The 17,183-nt window shown below is 68.8% G+C and carries 12 protein-coding genes; all 12 read left to right on the forward strand.

The features are described from left to right. The first annotated feature begins 19 nt into the window (after nt 1–19). Nucleotides 20–1,021, forward strand: a complete 1,002-nt coding sequence (locus VFB40_RS19240) for an ABC transporter permease (RefSeq protein ID WP_324852627.1) — start codon at nt 20–22, stop codon at nt 1,019–1,021. Beyond that, on the forward strand, nt 1,018–2,103 hold the full coding sequence (locus tag VFB40_RS19245; RefSeq protein ID WP_324852606.1) for an ABC transporter ATP-binding protein: 1,086 nt from the start codon (nt 1,018–1,020) through the stop codon (nt 2,101–2,103). The genes VFB40_RS19240 and VFB40_RS19245 overlap by 4 nt, the downstream gene beginning before the upstream one ends. Next, nucleotides 2,100–3,140 carry an ABC transporter ATP-binding protein gene (locus VFB40_RS19250; RefSeq protein WP_324852607.1) on the forward strand — a complete coding sequence of 347 codons (1,041 nt, stop codon included), beginning with the start codon at nt 2,100–2,102 and terminating at the stop codon, nt 3,138–3,140. The genes VFB40_RS19245 and VFB40_RS19250 overlap by 4 nt, the downstream gene beginning before the upstream one ends. Before the next feature lie 393 nt (nt 3,141–3,533). Then, a complete protein-coding gene (locus VFB40_RS19255) occupies nt 3,534–4,511 on the forward strand; it encodes an ABC transporter permease (protein ID WP_324852609.1) in 978 nt (325 codons plus the stop codon). A 106-nt stretch (nt 4,512–4,617) separates the two neighbouring features. Further along, nucleotides 4,618–5,604: an ABC transporter permease gene (locus tag VFB40_RS19260; RefSeq protein WP_324852611.1), complete on the forward strand. Its 987-nt coding sequence runs from the start codon at nt 4,618–4,620 to the stop codon at nt 5,602–5,604. After that, entirely contained in the window at nt 5,601–7,703 is a 2,103-nt protein-coding gene (locus VFB40_RS19265) for an ABC transporter ATP-binding protein (RefSeq protein WP_324852613.1), read from the forward strand. The genes VFB40_RS19260 and VFB40_RS19265 overlap by 4 nt, the downstream gene beginning before the upstream one ends. 131 nt (nt 7,704–7,834) lie before the next feature. Further along, nucleotides 7,835–9,526: an ABC transporter family substrate-binding protein gene (locus tag VFB40_RS19270; RefSeq protein WP_324852615.1), complete on the forward strand. Its 1,692-nt coding sequence runs from the start codon at nt 7,835–7,837 to the stop codon at nt 9,524–9,526. 262 nt (nt 9,527–9,788) lie between these two features. Continuing rightward, nucleotides 9,789–10,877, forward strand: coding sequence for a mannose-1-phosphate guanylyltransferase (locus VFB40_RS19275; RefSeq protein ID WP_324852617.1), 1,089 nt, complete (start codon nt 9,789–9,791; stop codon nt 10,875–10,877). 209 nt (nt 10,878–11,086) lie between these two features. Then, entirely contained in the window at nt 11,087–11,911 is an 825-nt protein-coding gene (locus VFB40_RS19280) for a hypothetical protein (RefSeq protein ID WP_324852619.1), read from the forward strand. Between the two features lie 374 nt (nt 11,912–12,285). Then, on the forward strand, nt 12,286–13,296 hold the full coding sequence (locus VFB40_RS19285; protein WP_414642113.1) for a LacI family DNA-binding transcriptional regulator: 1,011 nt from the start codon (nt 12,286–12,288) through the stop codon (nt 13,294–13,296). A gap of 228 nt (nt 13,297–13,524) precedes the next feature. Further along, complete coding sequence (locus VFB40_RS19290) at nt 13,525–16,494, forward strand: glycoside hydrolase family 48 protein (protein ID WP_324852623.1); 2,970 nt, start codon at nt 13,525–13,527, stop codon at nt 16,492–16,494. 317 nt (nt 16,495–16,811) lie between these two features. Next, on the forward strand, nt 16,812–17,183 hold a 372-nt coding region (locus VFB40_RS19295), incomplete at its 3' end, for a hypothetical protein (protein ID WP_324852625.1).

Raw genomic sequence — 17,183 nt, forward strand, 5'->3', positions numbered from 1 at the left:
CCGGAACCGGCCGATATCAGTGTTCGCTTACATCGTCAGACGACTGTTCCAGGCCGCTCTGGTCATCATCGTCGTCAGTATCATTACGTTTATAATCTCCTACGTGATGCCGCAGTGGTTCGGCGAGAACCTCGCCGCCACCTACGCCGGCAAGAGCCAGACGCCGGCCACGATCGCGGCGATCGGCGAGAAGCTCGGCTTCAACAAGCCGCTGGTCGTGCAGTACTGGGACTACTTCACCGGCATCTTCACCGGCCGAACCTTCGGCAACGGCTCGGTGGCGCTCAGCTGCCCGGCCCCCTGCTTCGGGTACTCGTACATCACCAACCAGCTGGTGTGGCCGAAGCTGATCGCCGATTTCCCGGTCACCCTCTCCCTCGCCATCGGCGCCGCGGTGCTGTGGCTGTTCTTCGGCGTGCTCGGCGGCGTCCTCGCGGCGCTGAACAAGGGCCGCTTCACCGACCGCTCCATCATCGTGGTGGCGCTGGCCGGAATCTCGATGCCGGTGAACTTCACCGCGCTGGTGGTCGCGCTGCTGGTGCAGTACCAGTTCCACTTCATGGACCAGATCCAGTACGTGCCGTTCACCCAGGACCCCTGGAACTGGGCGCTGAACATCTTCTGGCCGTGCGCGGTGCTGGCCTTCATCTCGGCCGCCGCCTACACGCGAATCACCAGATCGACCATGCTCGACACGCTCAACGAGGACTACGTGCGCACCGCGCGGTCCAAGGGCCTGCCCGAGTGGAACGTGGTCGGCAAGCACGCCATGCGCGCCATCTACACCCCGATCATCACCATGTTCGGCCTCGACTTCGGCTACCTGCTCGGCGGCGCGGTGGTCACCGAGAAGATCTTCGGGTTCCACGGGATCGGCTTCGACGCGGTGGACGCGATCGGGCGCAGCGACATCCCGGTGGTCATGGGCGTGACGCTCATGGCGAGCTTCTTCATCGTCGCCGCGAACCTGATTGTGGACCTGCTCTACGGAGTGCTCGACCCGCGAGTGAGGCTGGGATGACGACGGACCAGGACTTTCCGATCTCCGAATCCACCCTGGAGGGACCGGCCGCGTTCCTGGACGTGCGGGACCTGCGGGTGCACTTCCAGACCGACGACGGCCTGGTCAAGTCGGTGGACGGGATCAACTTCAAGCTCGAGCGCGGGCAGACCCTCGGCATCGTGGGCGAGTCCGGCTCCGGCAAGTCGGTCACCTCGCTCTCGCTGATGGGCCTGCACAAGCGCGCCAACAAGCGCGGCCGCGGCGGGGCCATCATGTCCGGCGAGATCTGGCTTGACGGCCAGGAGCTCGTGCACGCCGACCAGGCGGAGCTGCGGGCGCTGCGCGGCGAGAAGGTGGCGATGGTCTTCCAGGACCCGCTCTCCTCGCTGCACCCGTACTACAAGGTCGGCGACCAGATCGCCGAGGCGTACCGGGTGCACCACAAGGTCTCCAAGGCGGAGGCCCGCAAGCGGGCGATCGAGATGCTGGACCGGGTCGGCATTCCGCAGCCGAGCTCGCGGGTGGACGACTACCCGCACCAGTTCTCCGGCGGCATGCGCCAGCGCGCGATGATCGCGATGGCGCTGGTGTGCGACCCCAAGCTGCTGATCGCGGACGAGCCGACCACGGCGCTGGACGTGACCGTGCAGGCGCAGATCCTGGACCTGATGCGCGATCTGCAGCAGGAGTTCAACAGCGCGCTGATCATCATCACGCACGACCTGGGCGTGGTGGCCGAGCTCGCCGACGACATCATGGTCATGTACGCGGGCAAGGCGGTGGAGTACGGCTCGGCCAAGACCGTGTTCACCGAGCCGGAGCACCCGTACACCTGGGGTCTGCTCGGCTCGATGCCGCGCCTCGACCGCCCCGTGCTCGAGCGGCTGCTGCCGATCCCGGGCACCCCGCCGTCGCTGATCAACGTGCCCTCCGGCTGCCCGTTCCACCCCCGCTGCGCGTTCGCCGCCCGCAACCACGGCCGCAGCGAGTCCGAGGTGCCGCAACTGCGCCCGGTCGACTCGCGCCACCTGGTGGCCTGTCACATGCCGTCCGCCGATCGCAAGCAGATCTTCAACGAGGAAATCCGGCCGCATCTATGAGCACTATCACTGACTCGACGCCTGAAGACCTGTTGTCAGTCTCCGGACTCGAGAAGCACTTCCCGATCCGGCGCGGCCTGCTGCGGCGCACCGTCGGCGCGGTCAAGGCGGTCGACGGGATCGACCTGACCGTGCGCACCGGCGAGACGCTCGGCCTGGTGGGCGAGTCGGGCTGCGGCAAGTCCACCACCGGCCGGCTGCTGACCCGGCTGCTCGAGCCCACCGGCGGCAAGGTCGTGTTCGAGGGGCGGGACATCACGCACCTCAAGCCCGGCGAGCTGCGGCCGCTGCGCCGCGACATCCAGATGGTGTTCCAGGACCCGCAGTCCTCGCTCAACCCGCGCCAGACGGTCGGCTCGATCGTCGGCGCCCCGTTCCAGATCCAGGGCGTCAAGACCGAGCACGGCGTCAAGCGCGCGGTGCAGGATCTGCTCTCGCTGGTCGGCCTCTCCCCGGAGCACTACAACCGGTACCCGCACGAGTTCTCCGGCGGCCAGCGCCAGCGCATCGGCATCGCCAGGGCGATCGCGCTGCGGCCGAAGCTGATCGTGGCGGACGAGCCGGTCTCCGCGCTGGACGTGTCGATCCAGGCGCAGGTGGTGAACCTGTTCGAGGACCTGCAGGCGGAACTCGGCCTCGCGTACGTGTTCATCGCGCACGACCTGTCCGTGGTGCGGCACATCTCGGACCGGGTCGCGGTCATGTACCTGGGCAAGGTGGTCGAGGTCGCGAACCGCGACGACCTGTACGGCCGCCCGCTGCATCCGTACACGAACGCGCTGCTTTCCGCGGTGCCGATCCCGGACCCGGAGCGCAAGGAGGCCACCGGCCGCGAGCGGATCCTGCTGACCGGGGACGTGCCCTCGCCGATCAACCCGCCCTCCGGCTGCCGGTTCCGCACCCGCTGCTGGAAGGCCCAGGAGATCTGCGCGACCGTCGAGCCGCCGCTGGAGACCAAGTCCGGGGGCTCCCCCTCGCAGCTGGCGGCCTGTCACTTCCCGGTGATGGCGGACGAGCGGGTCGGTTCCTACAGCTGACGCGAAGTCATATCCTAGGTGCGGCGTGCGCTCGGTCGGCCCAGCGCGCGTCACACCCGGGGGTGAATTCGCGTTTTCTGTCCGGCCCGAGGGTTTTCCCTATATCTCAAGGTCCCTATTGACGCGTTCTGCCCGAACGCGTAACGGGCCGGAAATTCCGTTTCTATCGCTGCGCCTTAACGTAATTAGTTCTTGATCTGAAGGCTCTGGACAGCACCGGGCAGCCGCCGTCAGGCTGTGTCAGCAGACGGCGACGCCCGGTTGACCCACATCCCGCGATGCCCAGTGCCGGCCCACAAGGTCGCGCCGTCGAATGATCCGAGAACAACTCGGTACCAGCTCGGAGCGAGCGCGCCTCCCGCCGGTGCCGGTTGCAGGGCTAGGGAGTGGCGCGTGGGCGCGTATCTGCTGCGCAGATTGCTCAATTATGTGATTTTGACCTTCGTGGGTGCGTCGATCGCGTACCTTCTGGCCGCGCTCGCGCTCAATCCGCGGTCGAACTACGAGGGCAAGCACCCCACTCCTTCGCCCGCGGTGATCACGCGGATGCTGGACGAGAAGAATCTCAATCCGGACACCGACGTTTTCGTCCGCTACGGGCATTGGCTCGACGATCTCGCGCACGGCAACTTCGGTACCGAGGTGCAGGGCGGCTCGGTCGGCCAGGACCTGGCCCGCCGCGTCGGCGTCTCCACCCGGCTGCTGCTTTTCGCGACGATCATCGGGGCGATCGGCGGCGTGCTGGTCGGCGCGTGGAACGCGGTCCGCCAGTATCGCGCCAGCGATCAGCTCTCCTCGTTCGCCTCCTTCCTGATCATCTCCACTCCGGTGTTCACGCTCGCCATCCTGCTCAAGGCGCTGGCGGTGTGGTTCAACAACGCCAGCGGCACCCATTTCTTCCAGTACGACAACGAGTACGACGCCACCATCACGGCCTTCTGGCCGCAGCTGCTCAGCCGCGCGCAACACCTCGTGCTGCCGACGATCACCCTGGTGCTCGGCGAGATCGCCATCATCAGCAGGTATCAGCGTTCCACGATGTTGGACGTCTTGGGAAGCGATTTTCTGCGCACCGCCCGGGCCAAGGGGCTGACCCGCCGCAAGGCGATCTACAAGCACGGCCTGCGCACCGCGATCATCCCGGTGATGACCCTGCTGGTGTACAACACGGTGCTGCTCTTCACCGGCGCGACCTTCACCGAGACCATCTTCGACTGGAACGGCATGGGCCAGTGGGCGGTGACCTCGATCCAGGGCAACGACACCAACGCGGTAGCCGCGGTCTCCCTGTTCGTCGCGGGCCTCGTGCTCATCGCCGGCCTGCTCTCGGAGATCGCCTACGCCGCGCTCGACCCCAGGGTGCGTGCCTGATGACGCGATCCGCGTTCCTCCCGGGGCCGTGCGCGTCCCCGTTGAACGAATCAGTGCCCGCAATGCGTGAAACAGCTGTGACGACCAGCGGAGAGGAGCCCCGACAGTGAGCGCCCTCGACGCCGCGAAGGAGATCGAAGAGTCCGCCCTGACCCCGGTCACCGGCGGAGGCGGCCGCGGCCGGCTGATCGCGCGCCGCTTCGCCCGCAACCGGCTGGCCCTGTTCGGCCTGATCATCATCGTCGTGCTGTTCCTGGCCGCCTACATCGGGCCGTACCTGACCCAGTGGCAGCTGACGGACATCGACTTCGACAACTTCCAGACCGGCCCGTCCTCCACGCACTGGTTCGGCACCACCCAGACCGGCCAGGACATGTTCGTGCTCACCATGCGCGGCGCGCAGAAGTCGCTGGTCATCGGCCTGATCGGCGGGCCGCTCACCACCGCGATCGCGGCGCTGATCGGCTCGGTGGCCGGGTACCTCGGCGGCTGGGTCGACCGGCTGCTGGTCTGGTTCATCGACGTGATGCTGGTCATGCCCTCGTTCCTGCTGCTGGCGATCCTCTCGCCGACCTTCAAGGGCAAGACCTGGCTGCTGTTCGTGGTGCTGCTGGCGGCCTTCGCCTGGATGATCACCGCGCGGATCGTGCGCTCGCTGACGCTGAGCCTCAAGAGCCGCGAGTTCGTGCTGGCCGCCAAGTACATGGGCGTGTCCACGCCGCGCATCATCCTGCGGCACATCCTGCCGAACATGGCCTCGCTGCTGATCATCGACGCGACCATCAGCGTCGCGGTGACCATCCTGGGCGAGTCCGGCCTGTCCTACTTCGGCTTCGGCATCCAGCCGCCGGACGTCTCGCTGGGCACCCTGATCAGCATCGGCCAGGGCTCGGTGAACACCTATCCGTGGCTTTTCCTGTTCCCCGCCGGAATCCTGATCCTGATCATCCTCGCGGTGAACTTCATCGGCGACGGGCTGCGCGACGCGCTGGACCCGAACGCCTCGGGCGCCAAGTCCAAGGCCAAGCGCAAGGAGCAGACCGACGACGAGGCGCTGCCCGGCGAGACGACGGTAGTGGAGATCGCACAGTGACCCAGGTGTATCAGGACTCCACCGGACCGGCCGTGGCCGGCGACGCGGTGCTGGACGTGCGCGATCTGTCCGTCCTCTTCCCCTCCGAGACCGGCACGGTGGAGGCGGTGCGCGGGGTCAGCTACCGGCTGCGGCGCGGCGAGGTGCTCGGCATCGTCGGCGAGTCCGGCTCGGGCAAGTCGGTCTCCGCGATGGCGGTGCTCGGCCTGCTGCCGGAGAGCGCGAAGGTCGACGGCTCGATCCGCCTCGGCGGGCGCGAACTGCTCGGCCTGCACGACGACGAGATGTCCAAGATCCGCGGCCGGCAGATGGCGATGGTCTTCCAGGACCCGCTCTCCGCGCTGACCCCGGTCTACTCGATCGGCACCCAGATCGTCGAGGCGCTGCAGATCCACACCGAGATCTCGAAGGAAGCGGCCAGGGCCCGCGCGGTCGAGCTGCTCGACATGGTCGGCATCCCGGACCCGAAGCGCCGGGTGGACGCCTTCCCGCACGAGTTCTCCGGCGGCATGCGCCAGCGCGCGATGATCGCGATGGCCATCGCCAACGACCCCGAGGTGATCATCGCCGACGAGCCGACCACCGCGCTCGACGTGACCATCCAGGCGCAGATCCTCGACGTGCTGAAGGTGGCCAAGGAGGCCACCGGCGCCGCGATCGTGATGATCACGCACGACCTGGGCGTCGTCGCGGGGTTCGCCGACCGGGTGATGGTCATGTACGCCGGCAAGCCGGTGGAGACCGGCACCGTGGACGAGCTCTACTACAGCCCGCGGATGCCCTACACGATCGGCCTGCTCGGCTCGATCCCGCGCGTCGACGAGGGTGTCAAGCACGCGCTGGTGCCGATCGAGGGCAACCCGCCCTCGCTGGTCAACCTGCCGCCCGGCTGCCCGTTCCGGCCGCGTTGCCCGGTCGCCGTGCCGACCTGCGCGACCGTGGAGCCGGAGCTGGTGCCCGCCGCCGGGGACAACCACCCCTCGGCCTGCCACCGGCGCAGCGAGCTGGCCGCCGGGACGCTCACCCGCGCCGAGGTCTTCCCGATCCCGCCGCTGCCCGAGGCCCCCTCGGCCCGGGTGCCGCGCGACCAGCGGCCCGCGGTGCTCGAACTCGACGGCGTATACCGGCACTTCCCGCTGACCGTCGGCACGGTGTTCAAGCGGCGCATCGGCACCGTGCGCGCGGTCGACGGCATCTCCTTCGACATCCGCTCCGGCGAGACCCTAGGCCTGGTCGGCGAGTCCGGCTGCGGCAAGACCACCACGCTGCTGGAGATCCTGAGCCTGGCCGACCCGTCCGGCGGGACCATCGCGGTCTTCGGCAAGCGCACCGGCGGCCTGCGCGGCGCCGAGCGCAAGGCGCTGCGCAAGGACATCCAGGTCGTCTTCCAGGACCCGATGGCCGCCCTGGACCCGCGGCTGCCGGTCTTCGACATCCTCGCCGAGCCGCTGCGCGCGCACGGCTGGTCGCGGGAGAAGATCGGGCCGCGCGTCAACGAGCTGCTGCGCCTCGTCGGGCTCGAGGTCGGGCACGCCTCCAGGTTCCCGGCCGAGTTCTCCGGCGGCCAGCGTCAGCGCATCGGCATCGCCAGGGCGCTGGCCCTGGACCCGAAGGTCGTGGTGCTCGACGAACCGGTCTCGGCCCTCGACGTCTCGATCCAGGCCGGCGTGATCAACCTGCTCGACGAGCTCAAGGCGCGGCTGGACCTCAGCTACCTGTTCGTCGCGCACGACCTGTCGGTGGTGCGGCACGTGGCGGACCGGATCGCGGTCATGTACCTCGGCCGCATCGTCGAGATCGGGGACAACGCCTCGGTGTTCGAGCGGCCGAGCCACCCCTACACGCAGGCGCTGCTGTCCGCGATCCCGATCCCCGACCCGCACAAGGAGCGGGAGCGGCGCCGGATCCTGCTGGACGGCGACCTGCCGAGCCCCACCAACGTCCCGTCCGGCTGCCGCTTCCGCACCCGCTGCCCGAAGTTCAAGGCGCTGAGCGAGGGCGACCAGCGGCGCTGCGTCGAGGAGGATCCGACGCTGATCGCCCAGGGTCCCGACCACGAGGCCGCGTGCCACTACGCGGCAGTGCTCGAAGTGGTCTGACCCTGGACCGCGCGGCGCCCGGCCGGCGCGCCGCGCGCGCCACTACACGTCCGGCGGACAACGGCGTCCGGCGGGTGCAACCCCATCCACGATGACCCACATAGCCACCGAACTAGAAACGGAGAGGCGAGATGCGATCCACCCGGATCGGCGTCGGGCTGACCGCGGCAGCGCTCGCGGTCGCACTCGGCGCGAGCGCATGCTCGAGTTCGAAGTCGTCCCCGGCGCCCAAGGCGGCGCCGAAGGCGACCGTGAACGACATCAACCCGGTACCCCGGTCCCAGCTGAAGCAGGGTGGAACGCTCACCTGGCCCCTGGACCAGTTCTCCACCCAGTGGAACTACAACGAGGCCGACGGCCCGGAGTCCTCCACCGCGGCCGTCGTCCAGGCCCTGCTGCCGTCGTTCTTCCACTTCGACGCGGGCGGCGCGCCGTCCGCGAACACCGACTACCTCACCGGCGAGCCCACCGTGTCCACGGTCGGCGGCAAGCAGACGGTGACCTACGAGCTGAACCCGAAGGCCAAGTGGTCTGACGGCACGCCGATCACCGAGGCCGACTTCGCGGCCCAGTGGAAGGCGCTCAACGGCGCCAACAGCGCCTACAACGTGGCCTCGACCACCGGCTACTCGCAGATCTCGAACGTGGCGGCGGGCAAGAGCCCTGAAGAGGTCGTGGTGACCTTCTCCAGCAACTTCGCCGACTGGAAGTCGCTGTTCGCGCCGCTGTACCCGGCCTCGACCAACAGCACCCCGGACGCGTTCAACAAGGGCTGGCTGAACAAGATCCCGGTCACCGCGGGCCCGTTCAAGTTCCAGGCCTTCAACGCCACCGACAAGACGGTCACCGTCGTGCGCGACCCGAACTGGTGGGGCGACCCGGCGATCCTGGACAGCATCGTGTTCAAGACGGTCGACATCGCCGCCACCGCCGACGCGTTCGCCTCCGGTGAGGTCGACTGGTTCGACATCGGCCCGTCCGCGACCGACTACAAGAAGTCGGTCGGCGTCAAGGGCGCCAAGATCCGCGTCGCCGGCGGCCCGAACTTCCGGCACATGACGCTGAACGCCCAGTCGCAGATGCTCAGCGACGTGCGCGTGCGCCAGGCCGTCGCCGAGGCGGTCGACCGCACCGCGATCGCCAAGTCCGACCTGGCCGGCCTGCCCTGGCCGGACAAGCCGCTGGGCAACCACTTCTTCGTCAACAACCAGAACGGCTACGTGGACAACTCCGCGGCGGTCGGCAAGTACGACCCGAACGCGGCCAAGCAGCTGCTCGACCAGGCCGGCTGGACCCAGGGCAGCGGCCAGTACCGCACCAAGGACGGCAAGACGCTCGAGCTGAAGCTGGTCATCCCGGACGGCGTCCCGGTGTCCGCGAACGAGGGCACGCTGATGCAGCACTTCCTCGCGGCGGTCGGCATCAAGCTGGACATCGACGCGGTGAACTCGGACGACTTCTTCGACAAGTACGTCAACCCGGGCCAGTTCGACATCACCGTGTTCTCCTGGATCGGCAACGACTTCCCGGTCTCCTCGAACGCCTCCATCTACCAGAACCCGCAGGGCACGAACATCTTCCAGAACTTCGCCAGGACGGGTTCGGCGCAGATCGACGGGATGCTGACCAAGGCCCAGGCGGACCTGGACCCGAAGCAGGCCATCGCGGACGCCAACGCGGCGGACGCGGCGATCTGGCAGGAGGCGGGCGTCATCCCGTTCTACCAGCGCCCGGACTTCGTGGCCGAGAAGGCGAACCTGGCCAACTTCGGCGCGTTCGGCTTCGCCGACACCGTCTACCAGAACATCGGCTTCACCCAGTAAGACCGGATCGCCGGGCGATTCGGCGATAAGGCACCCAAGGCGGCCGGCGCCCAGCGCATCAGCCGCCTGACGATCGGCCCCGGAACCCGCGCCCGCGGATTCCGGGGCCGATGCGTTTGCGGCGGCGCGGGCTGCGGCGCTCGTCGGCGGGCCGGGGGAAGGCGCCGGCGGCTATACTCCCCGGGATCGCGCGAGGCCCGAGGCCTGGTCATGGACGGTCGCAGGCGCGGCCTGCGGCAGTGAGAACTAAGGAACGCTCATCGTGTTTTACTCCATCGTCCTGGCCGGCGGCAGCGGAACCCGGCTGTGGCCGCTCTCCCGGGCCGGGCACCCCAAGTTCCTCTACGCGCTCACCGGGACCGAGCGGTCGCTGCTGGAGAGCACGGCCGACCGGCTCGCGTCGCTGAGCGCGCCCGAGCAGACCTACGTCGTGACCGGCATCGCGCACGCCGCGGCCATCGCGCGCCAGCTCCCGCACGTTCCCGCGCAGAACCTCCTGGTCGAGCCGCTTCCGCGGGACTCGTGCGCGGCGATCGGCCTGGCGGCCGCGGTCATCGCGCAGCGCGATCCGAGCGCGGTGATGGGGGTGTTCTCCGCGGACCACCTCATCGGGGACCAGGACCGCTTCGTCGAGACGATCGAGCGGGCGGCGGCGGTCGCCCGCCGCGGCGCGCACGTGGTCACGGTGGGAGTCGAGCCGACCCGCCCCGAGGAGGGCTTCGGCTACCTGCGGCTCGGCGAGACCATCGAGACCGGCGTCCGCAGCGTCGAGCAGTTCACCGAGAAGCCGAAGCGCGAGGTCGCCGCCGAGTACCTGAAGTCCGGCCAGTACCTCTGGAACGCCGGGATCTTCATCGTGCGGGCGGGGACCTTCCTCGACGAGCTGGGCGCGCACAAGCCGGAGCTGTGCGCCGCGCTCCGGCGGATCGGCGCGGCCTGGGACACGGCGCGGCGCGACGAGGTGCTCGCGCGGGAGTGGCCCGAGCTGGAGAAGATCTCCGTCGACTACGCGGTCATGGAGCCCGCCGCGGCCGCGGGTCGCGTGGTCACCGTCCCGGCCGGGTTCTCCTGGAGCGACATCGGCGACTTCCACTCGCTCGGCGATTCGCTGCCGAAGGACGAGAACGGCAACCTCGTCCTCGGCGACCGCACCAGGACGCTGCTGCGGGACGTGAAGTCCTCGGTGGTCGTCTCCACCGCGGAAGGCCGCGTGCTCGCGGTCGTCGGCGTCGACGGCCTCGTGGTGGCGGCGACCGAGGACGCCGTCCTGATCTGTCCCCGCGACCGCGCGCAAGAGGTCAGGCAGATCATCGAAGCGCTGCGCGACAGCGGCCTGTCCGCGCATACCTGACCTCACGCGCGCGACAGTGTGCTGCTTCGGAAATGCTGATCCGCAGTCAGCTCTGGGTCCGTGTTTCCGCACGGTAACGGGCGACCACGCGGGTGACCCCGGCGACGTGCGAGCCGGACGGCTGAGAGCACGCTAAGACCTTCAGGGCCGCATGTGAAAGTCGTGAAAGACCGTTCCGTGTTTCGTTCGGCGATCTCTACGGTGGCGCAATGGGCCGCTGGAGTGCATCAGTGTGTGTTCGCCGCCTTCCGCTGCGCGGAGGCCTTCCGGCCAGGTCGGCGCTGGCCGTGGCGTTGGCCGCGGCCGTGGGCGCCGCGGGGCTCGGCGGCTGCACCAGCTCGCCGCCGGCCACCGCGGGGGAGAGCGCCACGACGCAGCTGGAACAGGCGGCCGGGAGCCTCGACGCGGCCAAGACCTTCAAGCTGACCATGGACACCCGCGTGCCCAAGTCGACCGGGGCCGCCGCGGCCGCGTCGCCGAAGCCCGGGCCCTCCCCGGCGCCGGCCACCGAGTCGATCAAGATGTCCGGGGTGTGGGACGCGAGCACCGGTCTCGCCCGGATGGACGGCACCCTCAACTCGGTCAAGACCACCATCCTGTCCGCCTCCGGGGTGGAGTACGTCTCGCTCGTCGCGGGGACGGCCCAGACCCCCGGCAAGAAGTGGCTCAAGGTCGACGACTCCGATGCAACTTTCGGGGATTTCTGCAATCCGCAGCTCGTCGCGCAACTTCTTAGGGCCTATCACGAGGTCCGCTTGATCGCTTCCGGGCATCTGTCCGGCACCATCGAGAGCGCCGAGGCCGACCAGCACATCGCCGATCCCAACCTGGTCGCGTCGCTGGCCGGGCTGCCCGCGACGCTGCACTTCGACGTGTGGACCGACGGTTCCGGTTCACCGACCGCGGTCGAGTTCACCCTCGCCGGCAGCGGCGCCGTGACCACGGGCGACGTCCGTCTCGACTCGTTTGGGACCGCTCCCGCGCAGGTCAGCGTGCCTACCATCGACGAGGTCGAGCAGGCGCCGGCCGGCTGATCGGGACAATAGGCTTACTTGACCGGTTTATGAAAGTTTCAGACAAGCCGGGACGATCAGCGCCCTGTTGACCTGTCCGAAGTCTGGCCTCAAGTAATCGCTTACCGGACACTCTTGACGGCGGGTTTCCGGCTCGCAACGCTGTGCCCACCTCCGAGAGAGCGCTCCCACACCTCGCGCTCGCTCATCCACCCCCGCTTCACCCGGTTTTCGTGAGAAGACCGAAAAAAGTTCGTGCGGACCGGCAACCCACCCGGGTCCCCGATCGACTTAGAGTCGCCGCCCGATCAACCGTGCGTCGTGTTACTGAAACCTCACCGTGGAGGTCGCAGTTGCCCCAGCAAACCGACACCGCGCCCGCCGTCGGAACCCACCTGGACAAGGCTCAGTTCGGCAAGCCCACTCTGGCCGACGTAGCCGCGCTGGCCGGAGTTTCCGAGGCGACGGCGTCGCGAGTGCTCAATGGATCCGCCCGCGTCAGCATCGGCGCGCGCAGCCACGTGGAGGACGCCATGGCGCGTCTCGGCTACGTGCGCTGGCGCGCCCCCCGTGCGCAGACCTCGCGCAGCGGCTCGGTCGCCGCCATCGTCACCGAGTCCAGCGCCAGGTTCTTCTCGGACCCGTTCTTCGCCCGGCTGCTGTGGGGAGCCTCCCGCACGCTGTCCGCGGCCGGGCTCCAGCTGGCGTTCCTCGTCGTGCACGACCAGAACGAGTACGCCGCCGCGGAGCGCTACATCCGGCGCGGCAGCGCGGACGGCGTGATGCTGGTCTCCGCGCACGGCCGCGACCCGCTGCTGCTCACCCTCCAGGCCGCGGGCATCCCCACCGTGGTCTGCGGCAGGCCCCTGGTTCCCTGCGGGGCCTGGTACGTCGACGCCGACAACGCCGGAGGCGCCCGCACCGCGGTCGGCCACCTGCTGCGCTCGGGCCGCCGGCGCGTGGTGACCATCGCGGGGCCGCGCGACATGGCCGTGGGCATCGACCGCCTCTCCGGCTACCGGGACATGCTCGAAGCCGCGGGCCTTCCGGCCCTGATCGGCTACGGCGACTTCTCCCAGGCCTCCGGGGAGCACGCGATGACCCGGCTGCTCGAGCGCCGGCCGGATCTGGACGCGGTGTTCGCCGCCTCGGACCTGATGGCCGCCGGAGCCCTGCGCGCGCTGCGCCGGGCCGGGCGGCGGGTGCCCGAGGACGTCGCCGTGGTCGGCTTCGACGACGACCCGATCGCCCAGCACACCATGCCGCCGCTGACCACCGTGCGCCAGCCGGTCGAGGAGCAGGGCGCGGTCATGGCCAGGCACGTCATGGCCCTGATCGAGCACGAGTCGATCTCGGAGACCCAGAACAAGCTGCCGACCTCGCTGGTCCAGCGGGAGTCCGCCTGATCGGCCGGTAGGCCCCGGGCGCGGTCCGGGCGGGCGCCGCAACGGGCGCCCGCCGGGGTCGGCTGTGCCCTGAAGCTGTGCCCCGCGTGTTCCGGTAGAGCGCTCTCACGCCTATAGAGCCCTACCGGAACCCTGACAGACCCGCCCCCGGGACCGCGGTCCGCCGCCCTCCCGCCGCACTTTTCGGCGCGACTGAGCGCCGATGTCCAGAAGGAGAAACCCCTACCCATGAGACAGGCAAGAAGCAGCAGCCCGCTGCGAAGAAGGCTGAGAAGGGCGCTCGCGGCCCTGCTCGCTACGGCCTTCGCCGCAGTCGGGCTGACCGCCCTCCCGGCGCAGGCCGCCACGACCCAGTGTAAGGTAACTTACACGGACCAGTCCGACTGGGGATCCGGGTTCACGGCCAGCATCACCATCCAGAACCTCGGCTCGGCCTGGACCAACTGGTCGCTCACCTACAGCTACGCCGGCAGCCAGACGCTGACCAACGGCTGGAGCGCCACCTGGTCGCAGAGCGGCACCAAGGTGACCGCGAACAGCGCCTCCTGGAACGGCGCCGTGGCCACCAACGGCTCGGTGACCATCGGGGCCAACTTCAACTACTCCGGCACCAACACCAACCCGACGGTCTTCTCGATCAACGGGACGGTCTGCGGCGGAGCGCACACCGCGCCGAGCGTGGCGATCACCAGCCCGGCCGCCGGGGCGACCTACACGGCACCGGCCACCGTGCCGCTGACCGCGACCGCTTCGGCCTTCGACAGCGCGACGATCTCCAGCGTCGCGTACTACAGCGGCACGACGCTGATCGGCTCGGCGACCGCGGCCCCGTACTCGGTGAGCTGGACCGGCGTGGCGGCGGGCAGCTACTCGATCACGGCCGTGGCCACCGACAGCCAGGGCGCGACCACGACCTCGGCTCCGGTCGGGATCACCGTCAACCCAGGCCAGACGAACCCGTCGATCGTGGTGAACCCGACCTCGTTGTCGATCATCCAGGGCCAGACCGGTACGTTCGGCGTGACGCTGAGCGCGGCGCCCACGGCCAATGTCACGGTCTCCGTCGCGGCCGCCTCCGGCGGCAACGCGGGCCTGACGGTGACCTCGGGCGCGTCCCTGACGTTCACACCGTCGAACTACAACACGGCGCAGAACGTCACGATCACCGCGGACGCCAAGTCCACGGGCAACACGACGTTCAACGTGACGGCCACCGGTTACACCGCAGCCGCGGTCACCGCGAGCGAGATCTCGGGCGGCGGCGGGACGTACACGAACGACTTCCTGACGCTGTACAACCAGATCATGAACCCGGCCAACGGGTACTTCAGCCCGAAGGGCATCCCGTACCACTCGGTCGAGACGCTCATCGTCGAGGCGCCCGACTACGGTCACGAGACCACCTCGGAGGCGTGGAGCTACTACATCTGGCTCACCGCCACCTACGGCGAGGTCTCGAAGAACTGGACGCCGTTCAACAACGCGTGGTCGCTCATGGAGCAGTACATGATCCCGAGCCACGCCGCGCAGCCGACCAACAGCGCGTACAACGCGTCCTCCCCGGCGCAGTACGCGCCCGAGGAGCCGTTGCCGAGCCAGTACCCGGTGGCCACCACCACCTCGGTCTCCACCGGTAACGACCCGATCGCCGCGGAGCTGAGCCAGGCCTATGGCACCTCGGACATCTACGGCATGCACTGGCTGGAGGACGTCGACAACAAGTACGGCTTCGGCGACACCCCGGCCGGCGGCTGTGAGCTCGGCCCGGGCACGGCCAACACCCCGTCCTTCATCAACACCTTCCAGCGCGGCGCGCAGGAGTCGGTCTGGGAGACCATCCCGCAGCCGACCTGCGACAACCTGAAGTACGGCGGCCCGAACGGCTACCTGGACCTGTTCATCGCGGGTTCCGGTACGCCGCAGTGGAAGTACACCGACGCTCCTGACGCCGACGCGCGCGCGATCCAGGCCGCCTACTGGGCGGACACCTGGGCCAAGGCGCAGGGCAACGAGTCGCAGGTCACCGCGACCGTGGCCAAGGCCGGCAAGATGGGCGACTACCTGCGGTACTCGTTCTTCGACAAGTACTTCAAGCAGATCGGCAACTGCACCAGCACCAGCTGCCCCGCGGGCAGCGGCAAGACCAGCGAGCACTACCTGCTCTCCTGGTACTACGCGTGGGGTGGCTCACTGTCCACCTCGGGCTCGTGGGCCTGGCGCATCGGCGACGGTGCGGCGCACTTCGGTTACCAGAACCCGCTGGCGGCGTACGCGCTGACCACCGACACGGCGATGGAGCCCAAGTCCGCGACCGGCGTGAGCGACTGGAAGACCAGCCTGTCCCGGCAGCTGCAGTTCTACCAGTGGTTGCAGTCCTCTGAGGGTGCGATCGCGGGTGGCGCGACCAACAGCTGGAACGGCCAGTACGGCACCCCGCCGTCGGGCGACTCCTCGTTCTACGGCATGTGGTACGACTGGGAGCCGGTCTACCACGACCCGCCGTCGAACCAGTGGTTCGGTATGCAGGCCTGGTCGATGGAGCGCGTCGCGGAGTACTACTACGTGACGGGCGACACCACCGCGGGCGCCCTGCTGAAGAAGTGGGTCACCTGGGCCGAGTCGCAGACCACGGTCAACACCACAACCGGGGCCTGGCAGATCCCGTCCAACCTGTCCTGGTCCGGCCAGCCCGACAACTGGACCTCGACGACCACCTCGGTGACCAACGCCGGACTGCACGTGACGGTCTCCAGCTACGGTCAGGACTGCGGCGTGGCCGCGGCGCTGATCAAGGCGCTGGCCTACTACGGCAAGAAGGCCAACGACACCACCGCCTCCGGCATGGCGAAGAACCTGCTGGACGTCATGTGGGCCAACGACCGTGACTCCCTCGGGATCACGACCCCGGAGACCCGCACCGACTACAGCCGGTTCAACCAGGTCTACCCCTCCGGCACCAACCAGGACGGCGTGTACGTGCCGTCCGGCTGGTCCGGCACGATGCCCAACGGCGACAAGATCGCGCCCGGGGCCACCTTCCTGTCCATCCGGTCCTGGTACCAGCAGGACCCGAACTTCTCCAAGGTCCAGGCCTACCTGAACGGCGGGTCCGCCCCGACGTTCTCGTACCACCGGTTCTGGGCACAGTCGGATATCGCGATGGCTTACGCGGTGTACGGCATGCTGTTCAACGCGTAATACAGCCTGTACCAACAGTGACGTAAGGCGCGTGACAACGCCTTACGTCACGGGAGGCGGCCGGACCAACCCTCCGCCACCCCGCGTCACCTGCTAGAACGCGAGGCCGTCGATTCCGATGAACGGAGTCGGCGGCCTTCGCGTGTAGTGGGTCGTTTGGGAAGGGCGAAACGGCCGTGTAAGCCTTGAGGGTTCGGCAGGGATGGCAAAATCTTGGACATGAATGACCCACGGAAGCTCTTTCGGGCGAACCGGTCTGTTGCAATTCCAGTGCCACTGGGGGGCAGCGCCAGCTCGGACAGTGAACGGAGTCCGCGATGACCGAACCAGCCGACGGCGATCCGGCTTGGCTTAGAGACTTCCCGTGGCTCGGCGGCATTGCCCCGCAATGGGTGCAGCAGCAACGGGAGCAGTATCTGCGGCGCCAGGAGGAAGAGCGCCTCCTTCGGGAGAAGCAGCGGCAGCTGATGCAGCAGTGGGCCGCGTACGACGCCCAGCAGCACGCCGTCTTGCAGGGGCACGTGGACGTCACCTCGACCGGCCGCCACGTCGCGATCACCGACCCGGCGGCGGCCCAGCGCATGGCGGCGCCGCCCGGCGCTACCCGCGCGGCTCTCGGACCCGGGGCAGCTCCGGCAACCGGTGCCCGTCCGGGTTCGGTGTCCAGCACCGGTACACACCGGGCCATG

The organism is Actinocrinis sp. (genome assembly GCF_035650855.1).
Lineage (GTDB): Bacteria > Actinomycetota > Actinomycetes > Streptomycetales > Catenulisporaceae > Actinocrinis.

Bases quoted from the DNA above. Each gene is read 5' to 3' on its own strand.
- VFB40_RS19245 (WP_324852606.1), top strand. From the start codon at position 1,018: ATGACGACGGACCAGGACTTTCCGATCTCCGAATCCACCCTGGAGGGA.
- VFB40_RS19250 (WP_324852607.1), top strand. From the start codon at position 2,100: ATGAGCACTATCACTGACTCGACGCCTGAAGACCTGTTGTCAGTCTCC.
- VFB40_RS19270 (WP_324852615.1), top strand. From the start codon at position 7,835: ATGCGATCCACCCGGATCGGCGTCGGGCTGACCGCGGCAGCGCTCGCG.
- VFB40_RS19280 (WP_324852619.1), top strand. From the start codon at position 11,087: ATGGGCCGCTGGAGTGCATCAGTGTGTGTTCGCCGCCTTCCGCTGCGC.
- VFB40_RS19290 (WP_324852623.1), top strand. From the start codon at position 13,525: ATGAGACAGGCAAGAAGCAGCAGCCCGCTGCGAAGAAGGCTGAGAAGG.